General features: G+C 51.2%; 18 protein-coding genes and 1 pseudogene. 10 read left to right on the top strand and 9 right to left on the bottom strand.

The window, feature by feature from the left end; translation table 11 throughout:
• Positions 1–45 precede the first annotated feature (45 nt).
• Entirely contained in the window at positions 46–1,092 is a 1,047-nt protein-coding gene (locus NDA02_RS09685) for a potassium channel protein (protein ID WP_190793595.1), read from the top strand.
• Here NDA02_RS09685 and NDA02_RS09690 read toward each other — a convergent pair.
• A complete protein-coding gene (locus NDA02_RS09690) occupies positions 1,071–2,453 on the bottom strand; it encodes an MATE family efflux transporter (RefSeq protein ID WP_190793596.1) in 1,383 nt (460 codons plus the stop codon). The two genes, NDA02_RS09685 and NDA02_RS09690, sit on opposite strands and share 22 nt — an antisense overlap.
• Positions 2,454–3,019: 566 nt before the next feature.
• Between NDA02_RS09690 and crtH the strand changes: the two genes are divergently transcribed.
• The 5 genes and pseudogenes from crtH (at position 3,020) to NDA02_RS09715 (ending at position 8,842) form a co-directional block, all read left to right on the top strand.
• A complete protein-coding gene (gene crtH, locus NDA02_RS09695; RefSeq protein WP_199296737.1) occupies positions 3,020–4,579 on the top strand; it encodes a carotenoid isomerase in 1,560 nt (519 codons plus the stop codon).
• 308 nt (positions 4,580–4,887) lie between these two features.
• Positions 4,888–5,697 (top strand): transporter substrate-binding domain-containing protein, encoded by an 810-nt coding sequence (locus NDA02_RS09700; protein ID WP_190793598.1) that lies wholly within the window; start codon positions 4,888–4,890, stop codon positions 5,695–5,697.
• A gap of 461 nt (positions 5,698–6,158) precedes the next feature.
• Positions 6,159–6,815, top strand: a pseudogene (locus NDA02_RS09705) (amino acid ABC transporter permease); the annotation flags it as partial.
• A complete protein-coding gene (locus tag NDA02_RS09710; RefSeq protein ID WP_190793600.1) occupies positions 6,808–7,530 on the top strand; it encodes an ATP-binding cassette domain-containing protein in 723 nt (240 codons plus the stop codon). The pseudogene NDA02_RS09705 and the gene NDA02_RS09710, both read left to right, overlap by 8 nt.
• Positions 7,531–7,690: 160 nt before the next feature.
• Positions 7,691–8,842, top strand: a complete 1,152-nt coding sequence (locus NDA02_RS09715) for a site-2 protease family protein (RefSeq protein ID WP_190793601.1) — start codon at positions 7,691–7,693, stop codon at positions 8,840–8,842.
• Between the two features lie 385 nt (positions 8,843–9,227).
• On the opposite strand, the gene NDA02_RS09720 is transcribed toward NDA02_RS09715, so the two are convergent.
• The gene (locus NDA02_RS09720; RefSeq protein WP_190793602.1) at positions 9,228–10,313 is read right to left on the bottom strand and encodes a hypothetical protein; all 1,086 of its coding nucleotides are present in this window, start codon (positions 10,311–10,313) and stop codon (positions 9,228–9,230) included.
• Between the two features lie 364 nt (positions 10,314–10,677).
• On the opposite strand from NDA02_RS09720, the gene NDA02_RS09725 reads away from it, so the two are divergent.
• Positions 10,678–12,666 (top strand): SH3 domain-containing protein, encoded by a 1,989-nt coding sequence (locus NDA02_RS09725; protein ID WP_190793603.1) that lies wholly within the window; start codon positions 10,678–10,680, stop codon positions 12,664–12,666.
• Between the two features lie 104 nt (positions 12,667–12,770).
• Here the strand turns inward: NDA02_RS09725 and NDA02_RS09730 are convergent, their stop codons facing one another.
• From NDA02_RS09730 to NDA02_RS09740, 3 genes are all read right to left on the bottom strand, one after another.
• The gene (locus NDA02_RS09730) at positions 12,771–13,325 is read right to left on the bottom strand and encodes a universal stress protein (RefSeq protein ID WP_190793604.1); all 555 of its coding nucleotides are present in this window, start codon (positions 13,323–13,325) and stop codon (positions 12,771–12,773) included.
• Positions 13,326–13,495: 170 nt separating this feature from the next.
• The gene (locus NDA02_RS09735; protein WP_190793605.1) at positions 13,496–14,368 is read right to left on the bottom strand and encodes a DMT family transporter; all 873 of its coding nucleotides are present in this window, start codon (positions 14,366–14,368) and stop codon (positions 13,496–13,498) included.
• Positions 14,369–14,915: 547 nt separating this feature from the next.
• Complete coding sequence (locus NDA02_RS09740; protein WP_190793606.1) at positions 14,916–15,098, bottom strand: hypothetical protein; 183 nt, start codon at positions 15,096–15,098, stop codon at positions 14,916–14,918.
• Between the two features lie 41 nt (positions 15,099–15,139).
• Between NDA02_RS09740 and NDA02_RS09745 the strand changes: the two genes are divergently transcribed.
• Positions 15,140–15,346, top strand: coding sequence for a hypothetical protein (locus NDA02_RS09745; RefSeq protein WP_190793607.1), 207 nt, complete (start codon positions 15,140–15,142; stop codon positions 15,344–15,346).
• Positions 15,347–15,358: 12 nt separating this feature from the next.
• Here the strand turns inward: NDA02_RS09745 and NDA02_RS09750 are convergent, their stop codons facing one another.
• Entirely contained in the window at positions 15,359–16,693 is a 1,335-nt protein-coding gene (locus tag NDA02_RS09750) for a CCA tRNA nucleotidyltransferase (protein WP_242067504.1), read from the bottom strand.
• Between the two features lie 231 nt (positions 16,694–16,924).
• Between NDA02_RS09750 and NDA02_RS09755 the strand changes: the two genes are divergently transcribed.
• Together NDA02_RS09755 and NDA02_RS09760 are read left to right on the top strand one after the other, a co-directional pair.
• Positions 16,925–17,206, top strand: a complete 282-nt coding sequence (locus NDA02_RS09755) for a Ycf34 family protein (RefSeq protein WP_190793608.1) — start codon at positions 16,925–16,927, stop codon at positions 17,204–17,206.
• 115 nt (positions 17,207–17,321) lie between these two features.
• Positions 17,322–19,193, top strand: a complete 1,872-nt coding sequence (locus NDA02_RS09760; RefSeq protein ID WP_190793609.1) for a serine/threonine-protein kinase — start codon at positions 17,322–17,324, stop codon at positions 19,191–19,193.
• Between the two features lie 21 nt (positions 19,194–19,214).
• Here the strand turns inward: NDA02_RS09760 and NDA02_RS09765 are convergent, their stop codons facing one another.
• The 3 genes from NDA02_RS09765 to NDA02_RS09775 all read right to left on the bottom strand — a co-directional run bounded on the left by NDA02_RS09765 (position 19,215) and on the right by NDA02_RS09775 (position 23,012).
• Positions 19,215–20,387: a HAMP domain-containing sensor histidine kinase gene (locus NDA02_RS09765; protein ID WP_190793610.1), complete on the bottom strand. Its 1,173-nt coding sequence runs from the start codon at positions 20,385–20,387 to the stop codon at positions 19,215–19,217.
• A gap of 670 nt (positions 20,388–21,057) precedes the next feature.
• Positions 21,058–22,473: an ATP-binding protein gene (locus NDA02_RS09770; RefSeq protein ID WP_190793611.1), complete on the bottom strand. Its 1,416-nt coding sequence runs from the start codon at positions 22,471–22,473 to the stop codon at positions 21,058–21,060.
• Positions 22,474–22,580: 107 nt separating this feature from the next.
• Complete coding sequence (locus NDA02_RS09775) at positions 22,581–23,012, bottom strand: response regulator (RefSeq protein ID WP_190793612.1); 432 nt, start codon at positions 23,010–23,012, stop codon at positions 22,581–22,583.
• Positions 23,013–23,304 lie beyond the last annotated feature (292 nt).

Raw genomic sequence — 23,304 nt, forward strand, 5'->3', positions numbered from 1 at the left:
TTTGCGAATTTCAGGTCGGATTTTCTAAACAGTGGAGCGTAAAGCATGCAGTCGCCCTTTCGGCGAGTTTTGACAGGCGTGGTGTTTTTGGGGATGACGATCGTGGGTGCCGTTTGGGGGTACTGGTGGTCGGGCTGCCCGCTTTTGGATGCGGTTTATATGGTGGTAATCACCATCTTTGGGATTGGCTATGGCGAGTTTTGTCCGGTTTCTGGTTCAACTCGCATCTTTACGATGCTGGTAATTTTGGCAGGCGTGATATCGGTGTCATTAATCTTAGGAGGCTTTGTCCAGATGGTGACAGAAGGCGAGATTAAGCAGGTGTTAGAGCATCGACGGAAAACGCAAGACCTGGCAAACCTGAAGAATCACACGATTATTTGCGGCTTCGGGCGGATTGGGCAGGTGTTATCGCTGAAGCTGGCGGAGGAAAAGCAGCCTTTTTTGATTATCGACACCAGTGACGATCGCATCACCCTGGCAGGAGAAATGGGCTATCACGTCTATCAGGGAAACGCGACCGATGAACACACGTTGCTGCAAGCAGGCATTGAACGGGCAAAGGCACTTGCAACCGTCCTGCCAGACGATGCTGCCAATGTGTTCATCACGCTGACTGCCAGAGGCTTAAACCCGCAGTTAATGATTGTGGCGCGGGGAGAGCTTGCCTCTACCGAAAAAAAGCTGCGCCTTGCCGGAGCTAATCATGTTGTCCTACCTGCTGCAATTAGCGGACAGCGGATGTCTAATTTAATCACCCATCCCAACACGATCGAATTTCTGGAGCAAGGCGAAGAACGGACTCGGCTGAACGAACTGCTAACGCAAATCGATGTTCAGGTTGATGAGCTATCAATTTCTGTGAATTCGCCCTTGGTGGGACGGACGATCGCGGATTTGGAAGTGCGGGGACAGGGAACCTTTATTGTGGTTGCACTCAAGCGGCACGACCAGATTACGAATCATCCCGACCCCAACCTGGGGCTTCATGCCGGAGATACGCTGATTGTGCTGGGGCATCGCGGTGACATTCCCCGATTTGCCGAACGCTATGCCATTAAGCAGTTGCGCTATCGCGGGGCACGCTGGTGAGGGGTAACGGTGCGAAGAACTGTAGTGCTAAATCGCCAGGTGAGAATGCTTGCAGCAAACGCCAAGCCGATCGCCAACCCCCACCACAGTCCCATTCCGCCGTAGCCTAAGCGCAGTCCCAGCAGATAGCCGCAGGACAAACCCAAGCCCCAGTAAGCAATCAAGCCAATCAGCATAGGAACTCGCGTGTCTTTCAATCCGCGCAGCGCACCGACGGCTGTAACCTGAAGCCCGTCCACAATTTGAAACATTGCTGCCACGCCTAACAGCTGCTCTGCCAGCAGGACGACTGCCTGATTTGCCGGGTCGTTGATATCAAGGTAAAGGGAGACGATCGCTTCTGGTACAGTCCAGAACAACATTGCCATTGCCGCCATAAACAGCACCCCCAATCCCATTCCGGTGTAGCCTGCCCGCTTTGCTCCCCGAAAGTCTCCCTGTCCTAGGCGTTGGCCCACCAGCACGGTTGTGGCAAACGAAACTCCGAGCGGAATCATAAACGTAATGGCAGCAGTTTGCAGAGCGATCTGATGCGCTGCCAGCGTTACTGTACCCAGTTGACCCATGAGAAAGGTGGTCACGGTAAATAGTCCGGCTTCAGCCGCCGTCAGAATGCCGATCGGAATCCCTACATGCAGCAGCTCCCGAAACAGGCGACCCTCTAGGACGTGCAGGTTTTGGAAGATGCCGTACTGCTGATACCGAGGCTGCTGACAGTAAAAGAGCAGTGCTAGAAACATTGCCCACAGCGACAAACTGCTGGCGTAGCCAATTCCCGCTAAACCGAGTGCAGGCAAACCCAGCTTGCCAAACATCAGTACGTAGTTTCCAGCAATGTTGAAGAGCGTGCCGCAGACCATAATCACAATCACCGGACGCGGCTGAGACAGTGCAGAGACAAAATGCCGCAGCACCGCAAAGCCCAACCCTGCTGGGAAGCCCCAGACGATCGCCTGCAGGTAGGCCGCCGATTGAACTGTAACCGATTCGGATTGACCCAGCCAGAGAAAGAGAGGACGGGGAAATGCCAGCAGCAGCATGAGCGGCAGCGTCATCAGCATTGCCAGCCACATTCCCTGCTGCACCACGCGCCCGACCTCACGAGTTTGACCTGCCCCGAACGCAGATGCCGCTAAAGGACTGACCGCAGAGACAATCGAAGAACTCACCAGCAGACAAGCCTGAAACGTCGTCGCGCCCAATCCGCCTGCCGCCAGCACTTCGCCGCCCAGTAAGCCCATCATCACTGTATCGACAAAGCCTGTAGCTGCCTGCGCCAACTGTGCTCCCGCTAGGGGAACCGCCAGGGTTAAAGAGGCTCTCACTTCGGAGGTGAGCTGCGATCGAGTCATTTGAAGCATGGGTGGCGAAAGATAGATTTTGCAAACAGACAGACCATCTACCCTACCAGCCTCTCTGATCCTTTGCCTTCATCCATCCTAGTGAAATGAAAAGGGAGGTTATTGGGAATCTATTGCAATAATCTTGACAGAGATTTGCAATAAATCTAAGATAATCTACATTGTTCTCCTCTCAAGGATCGGTGGTGGGGTTGGTCGGTTGGCTAGCCCCCCATTTTTTATTTAAAGGTAGGGAGGCGGGGGGTGAAGGATTTGTAATACATCATACTACAACCAGCAACGTGGGTGGATATGGAAGTGGGTGGACATAAAGGATAGGGGTAACTTGCTGTGCCTGCTTGTGTAACAGATAGGAGTTAGACAGACGGAAGCTAGAGGGATCAGCTCATTCCTGAAGGACGGGCAGTACCCGAAGGGCAGACAGACAGTACCCGAAGGGCGGACAATATTAGGGTTAAGATGATCTGCTACTGTGCTACAAAGGTGCGAATTAACGGTGCGACTGTGCGATGTCGGATATTTCTGCTCAAAGTTCTGATTTCAGCCTGCCTCAGTCCGATCGCCTCATGCTTGCTCGATCGGGGAACGGTGAATTGGATGCGATCGTAATAGGCTCTGGGATTGGGGGTCTAGTGGCGGCGACTCAGCTTGCGGCAAAAGGGGCAAAGGTGCTGGTGCTGGAGCGGTATTTGATTCCGGGGGGCAGTGCGGGGTATTTTGAGCGGTTCCCTTCTGGGGAAAATTCGGAGCAGCGGGGCTATCGGTTTGATGTGGGAGCCTCGATGATTTTTGGCTTTGGCAGCGAAGGAACGACGAATTTGCTCAGTCGGGCGCTGCAAGCGGTGAATGTGAGTCTAGAAACGATTCCCGATCCAGTGCAGGTGCATTACCATTTGCCGAGTGGTGAGACGATTCGAGTTCATCGGGATTATGAGAAGTTTTTACAGGAACTGATCGATCGCTTTCCCCAGGAGCAAGCAGGAATTCGCCGTTTCTATGACGAGTGCTGGCAGGTATTTCGCTGTCTGAATCAGATGGATCTGCTGTCGCTGGAAGAGCCGCGTTATTTGATGCGATCGTTCTTCCAGCATCCGTTTGCCTGTCTGGGTTTGGCGCGTTATCTGCCGCAAAACGTGGGCGGGGTTGCGCGTCGCTTCATTCGTGATCCTCAACTGTTGCGATGGATTGATCTGGAATGCTACATCTGGTCGGTTGTGCGGGCAGATCGTACACCCATGATCAATGCGGGAATGGTGTTTAGCGATCGACACTACGGCGGGGTTCGGTATCCCAAGGGAGGCGTGGGACAAATCGCCCAAAAGCTCGTGGAGGGCTTGGAGAAAACGGGAGGACAGATTCGCTATCGATCGCGGGTGACAGAAATTTTGTGCGAGGCGGGAAGAGCCGTTGGGGTGAGGCTGGCATCGGGTGAAGTGCTGCGGGCAAAGCGAATTGTCTCAAACGCGACGCGATGGGACACCTTTAGTAAACTGCTGCCGCGATCGATTCTGCCTCCGCAAGAGGTCAAGTGGCAGCAACGCTATCAGAAATCACCCAGTTTTTTCAGCCTACATCTGGGAGTTCGAGGTGAGGTTTTGCCAATCGGAACCGACTGCCATCATGTGGTGCTGGAAGACTGGACCCAAATGGAAACCGCACGGGGAACGCTTTTTGTGTCGATCCCGACGCTGCTTGATCCTGCTCTGGCTCCGAGTGGACATCATATTATTCATGCCTTTACGCCCGACTGGATTCACGACTGGCAAAACCTTTCGCCCACAGATTATCAGAAGCAAAAAGCAGCCGTTGCCGCTCAGATCATCGATCGCTTAAACGCCGTTTTTCCGGGTTTGCGAAAGGCGATCGTTTATCAAGAAGCCGGAACACCCCGCACTCACCGCCGCTTTCTCGGACGGACTGATGGCACCTATGGACCGATCCCCGCTCGAAAGCTCCTGGGATTGCTGGGAATGCCCCTGAATCGAACAGCGATCGCGGGACTTTACTGCGTTGGAGACAGCACATTTCCAGGGCAGGGTTTAAATGCCGTTGCCTTTTCAGGCTTTGCCTGTGCCCATCGCATTGCTGTGGATTTGGGATTAGAGCCAGGATTTTTGTCGCTCTAATCAGAGATGCTTAACAACTGCTGCTGAAATCACCCCTTTGGCAGCTAGAATTCCTGCGTTTGGATGAGGCTTCTGTTTCTCTGTAGCTAGACAATCAACCCATGAGAAATGAACACCGTTGTCTTATGACTGCGGAAAGATGTCATTGATTCAAAAAATGCTTAATTCTTGCGAGGGTTGAGATAGCTCTTTCTTTTGTATCAGTTTGTATCAGAAATTGCTTTCTAACCATACGGCATTTCTCAGGCGAACCCTCACAGAAAGCGACGCCCTTTCTCCCCATTTCCACTACAACCTTAGTTCGAGCTATGTTCAAACGATTTAAGTTTCTATTGACAGTCCTCTTCTCCACACTGTTAACCATTTCGGTGATGACTGCCTGTAATGCTAACCAAAATGCAGGAAGCGGCAGCGGCAGCAGAACGGTAACAATGGCAACTTCTGCAGACTATCCTCCCTATGAGTATGTTGATTCGAGTTCGGGAAGTCAGGAAATTATCGGTTTTGATGTTGACATTGCAAAGGAAATTACCAGCAGGCTGGGCTACGATCTGCAAATTCAAAATATTGATTTCAACGGTTTAGTTTCGGCACTGCAAACAAAGCGAGCCGACTTTGTGATGGCAGGCATGACTCCGACCCCAGAGCGCAAGCAAAGCGTTGATTTTTCTCGCATCTACTACGAAGCGAAAAACACGATCGTCGCCAGACAGGGCAGCAATTTCAGAACGACTGATGCGTTGAAAGGCAAGACCGTTGCCGTCCAGCTTGGTACGATTCAAGAAGGAGTTGCGAAAGATCTCAACGAAGAGAAAAACTTGGGCCTCAACATTAAGCCGCTTAACCGAATTAATGAAATTATTCAGGAATTAAAGGCAGGGCGAATCGAAGCAGCGATTGTTGAAGACACCGTTGCAAAGGGCTATGTTGAGTCCAATCCTGACCTGGAATTCAACACAATTCCCAACGCAGGAGAAGCAGGTTCAGCAATTGCTTTCCCGAAAGGGTCTGAGCTGACGGCTGAATTCGATCGCGTTCTGGGCGAAATGATTGAGAACGGCAAAGTAGAAGAGCTCGTAAGCAAGTGGTTTAGCACTTCTGTACCGGCAGCAAAATAGTGGAACTGGAGCAGGAGATCGATCGAAGGATTAGATTGAGGAAATTAAACATCGTCAACTCCGATGTAATTCTGAAAGTCTAAAGGAATGTTTGAAGAGTGTTCTCGGTTCTAAATTGCCCCTTAGACTTCCCAATCCTGGAGGACTTTGAGGACTTCTAGAAAACTTTTAGAGAGCTAGATTTCTTCCAGAATTGGCCTGTTAAGGGAGTAATTCGCAATCAGCACTGTTCAAACATTCCTGTTCAAACCTTCTTTGATTCTGGCGATCGGTTCCTGCGCTTTTAGTATCTAATTACTCGCTTTTTTGAGCCGATTTATTGGATTGTTTAGAAGTTATTTCTTGATAACGATTATTTGACAATGGAAATATCATCAGTCGATTGGACGGCTGGCATCCTCAACGCTTTTCAAATTGAAACTGCTGCCAGCATTTTTGGGCAAGCCGCTCCAACTAAATTTAGCCTTGATTTCTCCAGGATTGTTCCTAACATTCCATTTATTCTTCAAGGGATTGGAGTGACACTGGGGTTTACGCTGGTTTCTGCGGTGATTGGGTTTACCTGGGGAACGATTCTTTCGATTTTTAAAATTTCTACGTTTAAACCATTGCGCTGGTTTGCTGATTTTTATACTTCTGTCTTTCGCGGTACACCACTGATTTTGCAGCTTGCGATTATTTACTTCTCGACACCTCAGCTAATTGGCTATTCGATTCCTGCCTTCCAGGCAGGGGTAATTACGTTTTCACTCAATTCTGCTGCCTATAGCTCGGAAACGATTCGCGGTGGCATTATGGCAGTTGATAAAGGGCAGCGCGAAGCCGCAATGTCGATGGGTGTTGCCTACCCGCTTATGATGTGGGATATTATCTTGCCTCAGGCATTTAAAAACATTTTGCCTGCGCTAGTAAATGAAAGTATTGCCTTGCTGAAAGACTCGTCTCTGGTGTCTACGGTCGGTGCGCTAGACTTAATGCGGCGCGGACAAATTGTTGCGGCTGAAAAGTTTATTTTTTTTGAACCGTTAATTCTGGTTGGTTTGGTTTACTACGTGATGGTGATGGGCTTTACCGTGCTATCGCGCCGCTTAGAACGGAGGATGCGGAAAAGTGATTAGGACAGAATTTTTATCAAAATCATTCGGCAAGTTGAACGTTCTAAAAGATATTTCAACTGAGATCAAAAAGGGTCAGGTGGTTGCGATTATTGGCCCTTCAGGATGCGGTAAGTCAACCTTTTTGCGCTGTCTGAATTTGCTCGAAATGCCAACACGCGGACGCATTTATATCGACAATCAAGATATTACTTCTCCTAAAGTTGATATCAAAGATGTGCGTCAAAATATCGGCATGGTGTTTCAGCACTTTAATCTGTTTCCACACATGACTGTGCTGGACAATTTGACCTACGCGCCGACTAAGGTCAGAAAACTGCCCAAAGCTCAGGCACGGGAAAAAGCAATGGAGTTGCTGCATCGAGTCGGGCTATCAGAAAAAGCTGAAGTGTATCCTTCTCGTCTTTCGGGTGGACAAAAGCAGCGGGTTGCGATCGCCCGATCGCTGGCAATGGAACCTCAAGTGATGCTGTTTGACGAGCCCACTTCTGCGCTAGACCCGGAGATGGTGAAAGAAGTGCTGGACGTGATGAAGGCACTGGCACAAACCCAAATCACAATGGCGATCGTGACGCATGAAATGGGCTTTGCGCGAGAAGTTGCCGACCGCATTATCTTCCTTGATAACGGCAATATTGCTGAAGATGCGCCGCCGGATGTGTTCTTCTCTAATCCTAAGAGCGAACGCGCCTGTCAGTTTCTAGAGAAGGTGCTGTAGAGAAAGTGCTGTAGGGTTCGATTTGCCCTATCTCGTGATTAGGACAGTTTCCCACACCGGAGAGGGACGGCGATTACGGCGATCGAAAGATTAAACGCTGCTTTATATTCCGTTACGATGAGGGCATTGTTGGTTCCTGCTTGGCAGGAGGTCAGAACACATGAACGGTAATCTACGGATCGGTAGCCTGTTTGGAATTCCTTTTTTCGTCAACGCATCCTGGTTTTTGGTCTTCTCGCTTGTGACCTGGGACTATGGCAGTCAGTTAGGCGCGGCTTTTCCGCAGCTCGGCGTGTCTGCTGGGGTGCTGGGGCTGGTGACGGCTCTGCTGCTGTTTGCTTCGGTGCTGGCACACGAGTTAGGACATAGCCTGGTAGCCATGCGGCAGGGAATTCCGGTCAAGTCCATTACGCTGTTTATCTTTGGTGGACTGGCAAGTTTGGGTGAAGAATCGAAGACTCCGGCAGAGGCGTTCTGGGTTGCCGTTGCAGGGCCGCTGGTGAGTTTTGCGCTGTTTGGCATTTTTACAGCTCTAAATATCTTCACTGCTCTCCCCGCTCCACTAATGGTGGTGGTCGGTGTCCTTGCCTCGATTAATCTGGCATTAGGCATTTTTAACCTACTGCCCGGTTTACCTCTAGATGGCGGAAACGTGGTGAAGGCGCTCGTTTGGAAACTGACGGGTAAGCCCTACAAGGGAATTGCATTTGCCAGCCGTATTGGTCGCTTTCTGGGCTGGTTGGGGATTGGCATCGGTGGCTTGTCGGTGCTGGGCTTTATCCAATTCGGTAGTTTTTGGACGCTGCTGGTGGGCTGGTTCTTACTGCAAAATGCCGATCGCTATGCCCAGGCTGCTGCGGTGCAAGAACAGTTGAGCGGTCTAACTGCCGAAGATGCGGTGATTCCTAATAGCCCGATCGTCTCGTCTGAGATTTCGCTGCGGGAATTTGCAAATCAGTACATCATTGGCAATCCGGCAAACTGGCGGAGGTATCTGGTGACGGATACAAACGGTCAGCTTGTGGGTCAGGTCGAAGTGGATGCTATGAAGATGATCCCGACGAATGACTGGTGGGATATCTCGGTGCGGCAAATTATGCAGCCTATCACTCAACTAGAAACGATCGCCTCTGATCAGCCGCTGCTAGATGTAGTGAACCTGATCGAAGAGAAAAACTTGCCTGAATTAGTGGTGCTTAAGGAAGATAAGAAGCCTGCAGGTTTACTGGAGAAGTCCTCCATCATCCAACTTCTGCAAGACCGTGCTGCTGCAAAATCAGCTCCCCCTCAACCGATTCCGTCTCAGGCATAAGCGGACTTGCTCCGTAACCTTAATACTCACATCGCGCACTAATTGCGATCGCCCCTGTCTCTTTAGGCGGGGGATTTTTTATAGTCAATCCCTGATAGGGTTTTGATTTGGTTGAAATGACGGGTTGCTGAAAGCTTTGATTTATGGAGTTTTCGAGGTTCGATTGTACGAATTGACCGGGTTGTAGCATTTCTATAGTGGATGGCAAGAAATTTCATTTTGAATCCTGTCCCAAATCGAGACGGGTCAAGAGTTTGGTGGTTGCGCGGAAGGGAATTGGGGTTCAAATGGTGGAAAGGGCTGTCTTGCAAGAACTTCCGCCCTTGATGCAGGAATGCCACTCAAAACACCCACCTGTCCGCGCACCGTACCTGAAAACCCCAGTTCAGGGATTGCCTGCGATCGCTCCCCAAGCCTGCACGATCGTCAGCAGATCGGGAGGAAGCTGAGCGGCGACAAAATCAACGTATTGCGTTGTGCTGGTTTGGCTGCTGAGCGTGATGGTAATTGTGTCTGCGGTTGGTTGGCTGGGAGTATAGCTGAGGCGATCGAATAAGTGAAAGCCTTGCAGCAGCTTTTCAAATTCTTGGACTTGCGCCTGCGATATCTGATGAATGTGGGGCGGAAACGAGGACTGGTCTGCCCGCAGCAGCGATCGCATCACCTGACCGCTTTTCAGCAGAATGGTTTCATAGGTGTGTCCGGCAATGCCGCCGCTGGCGATCGAGCGAAACAAAACCTGCTCTTCGAGGGGAGTAGCCACTTCCGACAAAAACCGGACTCCCTCCAGGCTGGCAGTCGCAAAGCGATTTAAGCGAACCTGCGAGCCATCGTTGTTAGAGTGATAGACCCAGCTTTTGCCGTTTCCAGACACAACAACACGCCAGCCGAAGATAGCAATCTGGGAACATATTGCAGTCCCGGTTTCAATACCCAGACAGCCATCCCAGTTTTTTTGCTCAGCCTGAGTAATTTGCAGTTGATCGAGCGGAATTCCCGACTCCTGCGAAGCTGCCGATAAGATTCGATCGTTGACCTGCTGAGGTAAGGCACTCGATCCCGTGTGGCTTTCCTGCCGGATGGCTTGACCTGTGCTGTCGGTGCGGTAGATCCAGGTTTGCGATCGGTCTGTCACGGTGATGCGCCAACCCTGCACCAGTGCCAATAAGCAACTTTCCGCAGGTCCGCCCAAGCCCAGACAGCCATCCTGCCAGGTTTCTTTGGTAGCAGCAACCACTCGCAGACGCGAAGCCGGAATGCCAGTCTCACGGGCGATCGTCCGCCGTACCCGAATGCGAACCGATCGCGGAGCCTGTTCCTGAACACTGGGGCTGCTGGAGTTTTGGCCAGTGGGCAGTCCCGCTCTGATCGAGGGAAACGAAAATGCAGAAGCAAGCTCTGATGAAGTCGTCAGGAGTACGGCGGTTAAGCAGGCGATCGAAACCAGACGTGATGCAGATGAATGACGCATAACGGTTAAGCCTCTAGAAGGTGAAATCAGCAAGGTGAAATCAGCAAGGTGAGATCATCACAAAGTTTGACACTTGCTACCGTAAATCAGGTTCCACGCTTTGGCAAAAGCGGTTACAGAAATTGAATCAACCCATGCCAGCATTGGCCAAAAAAATTGCGATGATCGGGCACATCCGCCAGCTCCCTCCGTCTAAGGGGGTACAGGACAGGACTGAGACGCTCACCATTCGCAAAATTGGCAAGCCGCAGTCTGCCGGGTGCAATACCGCCGCTTGTAGAGCCTCTGTTTCTCTACGGCTTATTTTCGCTGCTCATGCGCGCAATGGCGCAACTACTCGGTATACAGAACACGGGGAACAGGTATGTCAAGCTTTGCTGGAGTCAATCTAAAACAGGCTAGACCCATTGCAGTAGACACTCAAACTCGCATTGCCACCAATCTCAGCGAGACTGGTGAGGGGATGCCGAATCAACTTTATCGGTTTCGTTTAAACCAACGCAGCAATCTTAATCTGCGAGTAAACAATGCAGAAGCAGGCGTAGAACTGTTGCAGGATAAAAATCGGAATGGCAAAGTCGATCGCAACGAGATTTTAGGGCGATCGGTTCAGACCCAAAAATTGCAGCAGCAGGCGAACGATTCTAGAAACGGAAAGTTAAAGCAGGAATTAAACCAGGGGACATACTTTATCCGCGTTTTGGGAAACGGTGAAGCGGATCAAAGTTATCGCTTTATGCTGTCGGCGATGCCCGTTCAGTCGAGGGGCAATTTAGCTCAATCAGGAACTCAATCAGGGTTTAATACCTGGTCAGCCACCCGCAACCAGAGCCGCCTGCGGCAATCTACCCCGGTTCCTTATCGTCTGCAAAGCAACGAAGCCGGACAGGTCTTTGTGCAACCCGACCCCAGCACCCGCAGCTTATCCCGCAACACTGCTGAGAGAGCAAACAATCTGCGCCCGGTACAGGCTTCTCCCGATCGCTGGAATGCCAGCTTTATTAACCGCACGCGCAGCAACGTCGCCAACTACCGCACCTATAACTTCAATCGGGCGGATTTCAAAACCGACTTAGGCAGTCAGGGCAACAATGGCACGGTCATCGCCCGACTCCGGCAGGATTACGGCATGGGCAGCCCCAACAAAAGCATTCGGACGCGGCATTTTGCGATGCAAGCTTGGACAAGGGTTCAGCTGGAAGAAGGCAAATTCTACAAAATTACCAGCCAGTCCGATGACGGCACTCGCTTCTTGTTTAAAAAGCCCGGCAACGACCAAACCGTTACTGAAATTGGCGGCGACTGGCGCAACCGCACTACGAAATCCGCGCCTTGGTCACAAACAATGGTGGCAGGCGAGGGCGGCAGCTATGACTTTTATGTGCAGTACTACGAGCGCGTCGGAGCTTCCACAATTAACATCACGCTGGAACAAGTTCAAGCCAGCAGCCGCGTCACTGCCAATTCTGCAATCAATCTCCGCAGCCAGCCCTCTACGGTAGGCAATACGCCGATCGGAAGCCTCGAAACAGGAACCAGCTTTTCTGTGGTGCGGCAGGTGCGTTCTGCTACCGATGCCAGCTATCCCAACTGGTATGAAATCACCACCAGCGACGGCAAACGCGGCTATGTGGCAGCCGACAGCAGCTTGATCGAGCTTGTGGGCAATAGCAATCTGGCGACGATCGGCACAGGTGCGCCCCCAACCAACAATCCTACGATTCCCGGTGGGCCCTTGCCTCCTCAGTCCCCCATTCCTCAACCTCCACTACCGGGCGGCGTTGGCGGAACCGATCGCAAAACGTTTAACTTCTCGACTACGTATCCCAGCAGTTATTCCTACTTTAAGCAGGATCTTGCAGAGATTAATAGCCCCAGCTATTACTCCGGCAGCTACAAGCCCATGATCGAAGAGCTGGCACTTCGCTATGACTGGCTCCAGCCTTCGGTTATTGCAGCGATCGGTTCGCGTGAGTCTGCTTGGGGCTTGCTGCTGGCTCCGAAAGGTCCGAGCGGCACAGGCGACGGCGGATATGGACGCGGTATTATGCAGATCGACGCTGAATTCCATCCAGAATTTATTAGCACAGGCAAATGGCGGGACCCCAAGGAAAACCTGACCTACGGCATCGAGAAAGTGCTGCGCCCCTACTACGACTACCTCGATCGTAATACCAACCTTCAGGGCATGGAACTGTTGCGGGCTGCGCTGGCTTCGTACAATGCCGGGCCGGGTAACGTGATGGCTGCCTACAATGCTGGACTCGACGTGGATTACTACACCACAGGTCGAGACTACGGAAAGGATGTACTCGATCGGGCGGGCTGGTTCCAGCTTCAGGGATGGGTATAGAGTAGACTTCCCGCATAAAGGCTCGCGCCCTTACCCTAAATCCCTCTCCCAAACGGGTAGAGGGATTCCCGATCCAGCTCTCCTTCCCTCAATCGCGCAACCCCTTACACCTCAACGGCAGCTTCGTTGACTGTCCGTGCTGCTTTGCCATTCATCGTTTCCTGAATGGGCGATTGTCCTGTATTGGGCTGAAGTACGAGAACGGCACAAGGGGCACGGTGCATTACATAATTGCTGACGCTGCCCAAAATTGCTTCAGTAAGTCCTGATCTGCCGCGCCGCCTCATGACGATCAAATCTGCGCCCCACTGTTTTGCTGCCTGACACAGCCCTTCTCCCGGTTCTGTAATGCGGTACTCAGAGGTGACGGAAACGTCAGCCTGCCGCGCGATTTGACAGTAGTGATATAGCAGCTCTTGCACCTGACGAGTTTGCTCAGAGAGGCGCAGCGATTCGACCTGATAGCTCTGGTGCATGATTTCGGGGGAAACGCCCATCTCGCCAGGGAGCGGCGGCACAAGCGTCATCACATCGGCAGTCACACAGTGAAACAGCATCAGCTTCGCCTGGTTTTGTCTAGCTAATTCCAGCGCATGGTCAAAGGCACTCTGGCTCAATAACGAATGATCGATCGCCACTAAAATTCGCTTGAAACTCATTTCGCGTCCCCCTTAGCAATAACTCAGAGCGATAACTGTTAGAGCAATAACTGATAGAGCAATAACTTGAACGACAAACGGCTTCCTTTACTCAAACCCTAGCGCAAGTGAAATCGCGACGATCGCCATTGTTACAAGGCTTATCAGGGCAGGGCTGATCAGAAACAGGGCTAAGAACGCCGGACGCTAAGAAGCCCGATTGCTCCCAGCAGCAGCAGTGCCCCCAATGCGCTCAACCCGCCAAAGGCTTCCCGAAACACCACGACTCCCAAAAGCGTTGCTGTCAACGGTTCCAGTAAAACAGCGATTCCCGCAACCGTTGCCTGAGTTCGGCGCAGACCGATCATATAGATCGCGTAGGCAATCCCGGTAGGAACCAGTCCCAGATACAGTAAAAACGGCATTCCCGCCGCCAGAGCAGGCAGCGACGGCGTGAGCAAAATTGCCGGGGTCAGCAAAATGGCAGCGATCGTAAAGCTCACCGCAGCAACCTGTAACGGCTCCAGCGTCGCCACTCCCACCTTGGCAATAATTGAGCCGATCGCGTAGGAAAGCCCGGCGCCCAGTGCCAGCAGTGCCCCCATCAAAAAGCGGCTGCCGTTCACTGTGAATGCTTCAGGGTTTGCCACCAGCAGCGCAGTCCCGATCAATCCCAGCACCAGAGCTACGCTGAGCTGTTTTGTCAGCCGCTCTCCCAGCCGCGTCACTGCCAGAATCGTGATAAACAGGGGCGAAGAGCAGATTGCCACCAGAGCCGTCACCGCTACTCCCGCCAGCGAAACGCCCCAAAAATAGCACACCTGATAAATTGCCATCGTCAGCCCCAGTCCGGCATAGGTCAAAAACTCAGACCTCGATCGCCAGCCCCGCAGCTTTCCCTGTTGACGCGCCAGCAGCAGCAAAAAAGGAGACGCGATCGCTAATCGCCAAAACCCTACCACTAAAGGGCTAAGCTGAGTCACGCTGGAGAGCAGCACCATCGTTGCGCCCGTTGTGCCCCAGGAAAGGGCGGCAAGGCAGATCAGCAGTAAGCCAAAGTTCATGAGCGATTGGCGAATATCAGCTCATTTATCTTAAAAAGAAACTCCCCAGGTAAACCAGGAGAAGATAGGCTTAATCGATCGATGCAAGGGAAATTGTTACCTCACTCCGTCACTTTGCCCTATCATTTCGCCCTGCCACTCAATCACCCAGCTAGACTTCTATTTTCGGCATTGCTGAATTGGAGTATGATTAGCCCCCCCAATTTTGGAGGAAACTGATCCTCAAAGTCCCCCAACCTTGGGGGATTTAGGGGGCGATGCAGGGTCTCAAGTTGTGTCTTCATCCTTCGATTCAGCAACGCCCTATTTTCAAAGCGGGTCTTTTCAAAGAGAAGCAAATCTTTTCAAAGCGGGTCTTTTCAAAACGGGTCTTTTTCACAGCAGATCTAATGCTAAGCGCAGATCTTAATGTTAGGCAGAGTTGCCCACTACACATAAAAAACAAAGGAGCGATCCGGATCGCTCCCTGTCTGAGTTTGAAAAACCAGGATTTGAAAAACCGAATCGTTGAGGAGATTGGCGAGTCAACTGGCTCAAGCCGCTTGCCCTATTCGACCTCGGCAGCCCCTTCCTGATTGGAGTTATCCCGCTCCATTTCATCATTCTCCTGCGAACCGCCACCCATGCGTCGTCTACCAAACCGTCCTGAATTGGTGCGCTTGCGAAACTTACGGGCGTAAGCCAAATTACGGAGTGCTTTTTCTTTTTTTTGATTTCGGCGTTTAGCCATTCTCAACCTCGTGGAATAACAACGATGTGAAGACCTAGGGTGTGAAGACTCAAAACGGGCTGAGTTTGATTTCGAACTGCCCGATCGAACTGCTGCTAAAAGTCTCCACAAAGAGTCCATTCTACCATAAGCTGACAGGGCTAGTCGATTTGCCCATCAGTTCCGGCAAGCGGCATGGGCGCGACTTCGCCAAGGAGAACGGCTTCACATTCCAGCTTCATCCTCAGCATTTGCAGCAATCTCCTTAGACACCCACCTCCTCAGACACCTGCCCCCTCAGACACCCACTGTGCTGCAAAGGCAAGAGCCTCTTCACGACTCGCAATTTTGCCTTCTGCCCGCGCCATCTGAAGCATCTCGAGCAGTTTGCCGATCTGGGGTCCGGCAGGAAGGTGCAGGGTCGTCATCAGATCCCGCCCGGTAACGATCGAGCTAGGGTGGGCGATCGGGTCATCGGGGGTTAGAAACCGTTGGATCAGGGGGGCGATCGTCTCTTGTGGAATTCCAGAGGCAACTGCTAAAACTGCCAGAGCCGGAAACGCTGCGCCAATACTGCGAAACAGCACATACTGATCGCGCTTTAACAGGTGAGCCAACCGATCGGGCTGGATCGAGTCTGGGTGGATCAGGGCAAAACTCTTGAGGACTGCCAGCACCGACTGCACCTCGGCTCGGCTGTATTTGAGCTGCCAGAGCTCCTGCTCGGCAAGTTCTAGGTCAGGGGCAACCAGGCATGCCAACTTTGCAATCTTGAGCCAGCTTCGCCCCGTGCCCGACAACCGCTGCTGATCTCGAAACCAGCCCAGCACTTCTAGACCCTGATCTGCCCAGCGCCGATCGAGTTCGATCGCGGCACGGTCGATTTGGGTGATCCATGCCAACCCCCGCCCCGTCGCGTGCGGCAACCAGGAGGAAAGCAGCCCATCCTGCCAGACCCGCACCAGCAGAGCAGTGCCTTTTGCGGTGCTGAGCAGATAGCTTAGCTCTGCCTGAACGCGCTCAGCAGCGATCGTTCCCAGTAAATCGGCAAGCTGCTGGATCGTTTGTTCGGTTTCGGGTTCTAGCGTGAAGTCGAGCTGTGCTGCCTGACGATATGCCCGCAAAAGACGCAGGGGGTCTTCCTTCAGGTTTTCGGGAGCCACCATGCGAATTAGATGACGCTGAAGATCTGCAAATCCGTGCAGGGGATCAAGCAATTGCTCGGTGTAGGGATTGTAGGCGATCGCATTGACCGTAAAGTCACGTCGTTGCAAGTCATCTTCTAGCCGATCTCCCACCTGCTGCGCGAAATCAACCGTTGCCTGATCGAACACGACCCGCGCAATGTGCCGATCGGCATCCAGCAAAACAAAACCCGCATGGTAGTGCTTAGCGATCGCTTTTGCCGTTTGGACTGCTCCTTCGGGCATGACAAAATCCAGATCTAGATACTCCACCTGGCGACCAAGCAGCGCGTCACGCACATTGCCGCCAACGAGATAGGTGGACGCAGGAAGCCATTCGAGGCTAAAGGGCCAGGTTTGAGGCGATAAAACAGATGCCGTCACAGGGAAAGATTGCTGAAGCAGGCTGGGCGAAAGTTCTAAGTAATTCAAAAATGGGTCAATCCAAACAACTAGACATCAAAAACAGGAGCAAGACAGATAGGGAAACGAAGGGCGATCGATCTCAGCAAAAACTGCTCGAAAAGACAGCGTGCTGCTAAAACTCCTCCTTTTCATTTTGAAACATCCGTCTTAAATCGCATCGGTTTTCTAGCAACTTGAGCTAGAGTAGCAGAAAAGGAGATTCAACCTGTATCCTGCTGCCGAAGGGAGGGAAGGGCGATGTGTATTTGCGTTAACTGCCACTATGTCGATCGCTGCATTACCTATCATGCGGTAGAAGAGGCGCATCAGCAGCCCCACCTGACTGAGTCTCCTGATTTTGATCCCATCAACCCGGAAATTAACGCTAACATTAACCCGCCTGAAGTGCGAATAGAAGGCGATCGCATTGTTCAGGATGGTGACTTTGGCTTTGAGTATGATGTGGTAGGATGCGCCAGCTTTAAGCGAGAAATGGGCAAATGGTCGCGCCTGCGCCCCGGTGAGCTTGTGCCAACGTGACTTAAGTTTATTTCTCCGATCGGATTTCCGCTTGCACGCGCTACGGCTCCACGCTGTTGGTTTCAATGGGCAGATGAATAGGATAGAGAAAGCGTCTCCCGTGATCCTTAGCTGAATGAGCTATTGCCTGAACTTTGCCTGCCCCAATGCTGAAACTGCTGGAACTAATCGCTTTTGCCAAAATTGCGGCAAACCGCTGCTTCTGGGCGACCGATTTCGTGCACTGCGGGTAATTGGACAGGGCGGATTTGGGCGAACCCTGCTAGCAATTGATGAATCCCTACCTCAGTCGGCTTCAGAGCAGCCTGAGCAGTTGGCGCAATGCGTCATCAAACAGCTTCTTCCCGAATCCCGGCAGTCGATCGAGCTGTTTCGTCAGGAGGCTGAGCGGCTGCGATCGCTGGGACAGCATCCCCAAATTCCGGCACTGCTGGCGCATTTTGAGCAAGCCGACGCGCTGTATCTGGTTCAGGAATTGATCGATGGACAAACGCTGGAGCAAGTCCTGAAAACCGAAGGGACTTTTGCAGAAGCGCAGGTTCGATCGCTGCTGGCGGAAATTTTGCCCGTGCTGCGGTTTATTCACGATCGCCAAGTGATTCACCGCGACATCAAGCCCAGCAATATTATCCGTCCCTCTGATGATCCGTATGATGAAAAGAATTCAGTTCAGAAGCAGCTATTTCTGGTAGATTTTGGTGCCTCCAAGCTGAACGCAGGCGATCGAAGCAAGCAAACCGGTACGCTGATCGGCAGTGCGGGTTATGCGGCTCCAGAGCAAGCAATGGGTAAAGCCGAGTTTTCCAGCGATTTGTATAGTCTGGGCGTGACTTGTGTGCATTTGTTAACCGGACTACACCCATTTGATCTGTATTCGGTGAGCGAAGATGCGTGGGTGTGGCGATCGTATTTGCCGAAGCCGATCAGCCTGGAACTACGGCGCGTGCTGGATAAACTGCTGCAAAAGGCAACTCGTCAACGTTATCGCCATGCCAGCGAAGTTTTACAGGACTTAAGAATAGAGGCAAATCCTTCTGCAAAGCCTGCTGCAACCCGGACCCTTCAGCCCGATCGCCAGCGATGGAACTGTGTGCAGATGCTCGAAGGACACGAAGGCGAACTGACTGCCTTGGCGATTGATCCCTCTGGGACTCTGCTCGCAACAGGCAGCAGCGATCGGGCGATTTATCTGTGGAATTTAGCGACGGGCAAACGGCTGTACAGCTTTTTGGGGCGATCGTTCTGGTCTGGTGTGGGACACCGCGATCGCATCACCGATCTGGTGTTTCATCCCGATGGGCAGACCCTGATCAGCAGCAGTGATGACGGCACGATTCACTTCTGGGCTCTGGAAACCCTGCGCCTGCTCGACACCCTGCCCGGACACGGTTGGGGAATTACAGCACTGCACTTGAGTCCCGATGGTTTAACGCTGGTGAGCGGCGATCGAGATGGGCTGATTCAGCTCTGGGATCTGGAGCGATGGCGATTGATCAGTCAGTTTCAGCAGCAGCGAGGGCAAATTAGCGGCTTTGTCCTAACGCCCGACGAGCGAATTTTGATCAGCAGCAGCGACGACAAAACCCTGTGTTTCTGGGACTTTGAAACCGACGAACTGCTGAAAAAGATTCGGGGTCATGCCGATCGCATTACTGCCCTTGCCCTCTCTCCCACGGGAAACACTTTGATCAGCGGCAGCAGCGATCGCACAATCAAGCTTTGGAATCGCCATTCCGCGGAACAGGTGAAGGTCATTGCTGCCCATCGCGCCAAGCTCAATGACTTGCAGGTCCATCCCGGCGGAGCCATGTTTGCCAGCGGCAGCGAGGATAGCACCGTGAAACTTTGGGACATTCGCACAGGCGATCGACTGGCAACGTTATCCCATCCGTGGTCGGTGAATGCGATCGGCTTTACGCCAGACGGAGCGTTGCTGGTGAGCGGAAGTGCGGATGAGGTGGCGAGGGTGTGGGAAAGGAGTGGGTAAGTAGGTGAGTGGATAAGTGAGTTAGGTGGGGAGGTAGATTCTGAAGGTGCTGCCTTTGCTAGGGATGGACTCAACCATGATTTTGCCGCTATGTGCTTCAATAATGCGTCGGGATAGATACAGTCCTAGCCCACTGCCCGCCCGCTTGTGTTCGCCCTGACGGAAGCGTTGGAACAGAGTTTCCTGGTCCGCTTCAGAAATGCCAGAGCCACTGTCGGAAACTTCAATTGCCAGATAGTGTTTCGTCTGAGGTTCACTCGGTAACAGGGGAACGTCTTGAACCTCATACTCACCTGGGTCGATCGGGTCTTCGGGCAGGGCAAGTTCTCCCGCATCGAGTAGGCGAATGCCGACAAAGCCCTGGTCGGTAAATTTGATTGCATTTCCCACCAGATTAGTGAGGACGCGCTGTAGCTCTAGACGATCGGCAGAAACCACACTGGAGCCAGGCGGCAGCGAATCGATATCGAGCTGGAATTTCAGCCCCCGATCTTCTGCCAAGGGTTTTAGCTCTTGTGCCACTTCCTGAATGAGCGGTTTTAAGTCGATCGAGGTGAAAATTAACGCTTTTTGTCCAGCTTCATGGCGATACACTTCCAGCAGCGTGTTGACCATTTGCAGCAGGTTTTTGTTGCTGCGGATCATGATCGATACTGCGTCTACCATGTCATTCGAGACGGTTCCAAAGGCTTCATCTTTCATCAGGTTCAGCATTCGATCAGCAGCCACTAACGGCGTTCTGAGATCGTGCGTCAGACGAGAGACAAAATCTTCGCGCTGGCGCACCATTTGTTCGCGTTCATCAATACTGTGCTTGAGGCGAAGCAGCGATCGAACCCGTGCTAGCAGTTCGTCCACGTCCACAGGCTTACGAATAAAGTCGTCGGCTCCAGCGTCCAATCCTTCCACCACGCTGGACTGTTCGTGAGCCGTAATCAGCAGGATCGGGATAAAGCGTGTGTTGCGCCGAACGCGCCGAGTAACTTCGTAGCCATCCATTCCCGGCATCATCACATCCAGCAGAATTAGATCGGGCGGCGACTTTGCGATCATCTCCAGGGCAGTTCGCCCATCTTCCGCCAGACTAATTTCATATCCTCGATCTTCCAGAATCGTCTGAACCAGAAACAGGTTGTCTTGAGAGTCGTCCACTGCCAGGATGCGATCGATTCTAGAAGGCTGCGTTCGTGACATGGTAGCTCTTGTACTAAATGATAAAGACACAACAAAATTTTCTTATCAGTAGCAATATTAAACAACTGACCAGAATTGTGCCTAGTTGCCTATTCTGGATTGGCTACTTAACCTTATAAGACAATTTTTAAGGCAATTTGTTAAGCGGGCTGCATCTCAAGTAAACGCATAAGCTCGTAAAGATTCACCCACAAATGCCTTAGAAATTCATCCGCATCAAGATAGAGAACCAGGCTTATCTCTTTTGAATCTGTCTTTTGGCATAGGCTTTTAGTTAGATCGCTCGAGGTTAGGTGTCAAGATGGGGCGGGAAGGTTGCGTTTGGAAGTTAAGTTTATTTGCGAATCTTGTTTTACTCCTTTAAAGCAACTCGCTCTGCTCTTAATCTTGCTTATTACTATCTTATAGTTTCATTCAAAATGGTTAGAGTTTTCTCTATCTTCGGAAGGAACGGGATTCAATGAATCAGAGATGATATTAATCTTCCAATCGAAGTGAGAAGCAGATTGAGAATTGGAATGATAAGCATAATCTACTTTTAGATTGATTCTCCCTGAGATTAATTCTATTTAAGAACAGTAAGAACAGTGAGTATCCTAAAGCGTGTTTCGCTTCGCCAGCAGGCTCTAAGCGTATGATTGTCCATCCGTCAGGATTCTGTTGTCATCAACTATTTCTTTTGAAGCGTCTTTTCAGGCTTTATTGGAACAACAGACTGGGCGATCGCTTCTTGCTGGGGCATTGCTCGCTCGGTAGAGTAGATCGGGCTAATCGTTCTGGGAAGATCAACCTGAAAGATTGACCCTTTATCTTCTTTGCTTTCAACCGTAATGTTTCCCTGCATCATTTGCACAAGGGAATGGGTAATCGCTAAGCCCAATCCCGTGCCCGAATGTTTGCGGCTAATCGTTTGCTCAACCTGCCGAAATGGTTCAAAAATATGTTCAAGATCGGCGCGTGCAATTCCAATTCCGGTATCGCTAACGGCAATAAAAATTCGTTCTGCTGCCGAATAATTTGCAGATTGACTGGCGAATCCATCGGATAATTCCTTTGGTGTGACACCAGATCTTCTAATTTCAGACCTTTCAGTTCCAGATTTTTTAATTTCAGATCTTTCAATTATCGCGCCGCCCTCCACCTGCACCTGCACCTCCCCCGCGGGTGTGAATTTGATCGCGTTTGAAAGCAGATTGCTGAGAATTTGCCGCAAACGAACCCGATCGTTCACAATTCGACAATTCGCTAGATCAATCTCAACCGTGATATTGAGTTGCTTTGTTTGTGCCAGCGATCGTAGCTCGGCAACCACTTCATGAACCACTTCTGCTAAATCGAATTCTTCTGCATGAAGTTCAAGTCGTCCTGACTCAAAGCGAGAAAAATCAAGGATTTCGTTAATTAGGGAGAGGAGATGCTTTGCATTACTGAGAATGCGCTTGGTCATGTCAGTTTGCTGAGCAGTGAGCGTTCCTTTGCTTCCTCGCAGCAGCATTTGCGAAAAGCCAATCACGGCATTCATAGGCGTTCGCAGTTCATGAGACAGGGTTGCGAGAAACTGCGATTTTAGCCGTGACGCTTCTAAAAGCTGTAGGTTTTGCAGTTGAATTTGCTGCTGCTGCCGCTCTAGTCTAAAATTTTGACGCAATAAAATCTCGTTGCTTTCTCGAAGCTGTTGATAAGCTAAAGCTGCCTCCATTTCGGCACGATAAATCCGAATTGCACTGCGAAGAATATGGGATAGTCTTTCAGGGGAAATTTGAGATTTTGCGAGATAGTCTGACGCGCCAGCTTTCATCAACTCGACTGCAATTTGTTCATCGCCCTGTCCAGTCAGCACAATTAAAGGAATTTTGATGCCCGCCTGACGAATTTCTTGAATCAGGGTCAGTCCATCTCGATCGGGCAGGCGAAAGTCTAGAAAGACGCAGTCAAACGGCTGAGCTTGAAGGGCGGTAAGAGTGCTAACACAGTCTAAAACTTCTACGATTTCTGCTGCTAAACCTGCTTTTTTGAGGGCACGTCGCACAGCCATTCGATCGACTTCATCGTCGTCAACAATTAAAATTTTAAGAGCATCATCCATAGCCTGTATTCCGCCAGCCTCTATGTTGTCCAGAGCGCTATCTTTTGTAGCAAAACTGCTCAAAAAAAGCTCGTTAACTCCTGAATCACCGCTCTTTAACCTGTAACTCAGAGCAGTTCGCAGAGTGCCCAGTATTTACTGAGCGCGATCATTGTTTCTGCAAAATTGACAAACGTTACAGGCTTGAGAATGTATCCTGCAACATTGAGATTGTATGCTTCAACGCGATCGCGATCTTGATTTGATGTCGTTAATACAATAACGGACAGTGGACGTAGTGCTGGATCAGACCCTAGCTCGTGCAGAAACTCGATACCTCCCATCTTGGGCATATTTAAATCCAGTAGAATCAGTCGTCGTTTTAGCGGAATTGCCAAAGGCTGATCGCCATTTTCACGCAGCATTGCCAAAGCTTCGATTCCATCCCCAGCGACATAAAGTGGATTAGTGATATTGTGCTTTTTAAAAGCGCGCTTAACGTTCATTACGTCCACTTCGTCATCTTCTACAAGCAGGATGTTCAGCAGGCGATCGTACATTTTGCGCTTGCTTTAGGATTATTTGAAGGAGAATATAAATTTTTGTAACTGGCTTAAGAATAGCCACAGCAGGCGATCCCCGGCTTCAACCACAGGAGTGAGTTTTTCCACTAATGAAAGTAAACTTAGGAAGTTCAAACTGTCGCAGCTCATATTTACACCCGAGCGGGCAGTAGCGCGCTGAAGAGCGTTAGACAGAATCATTAGACAGACCAGTTGCCTGACTCAAAGCGAGAAACGCTATATTTCCCCGAGAATAGGGTTTATCCTCATCGCAGAAAATATTACCTCT

Origin of the sequence: Leptolyngbya sp. ST-U4 (genome assembly GCF_039962215.1) — a bacterium.
GTDB lineage: Bacteria > Cyanobacteriota > Cyanobacteriia > Elainellales > Elainellaceae > Leptolyngbya_A.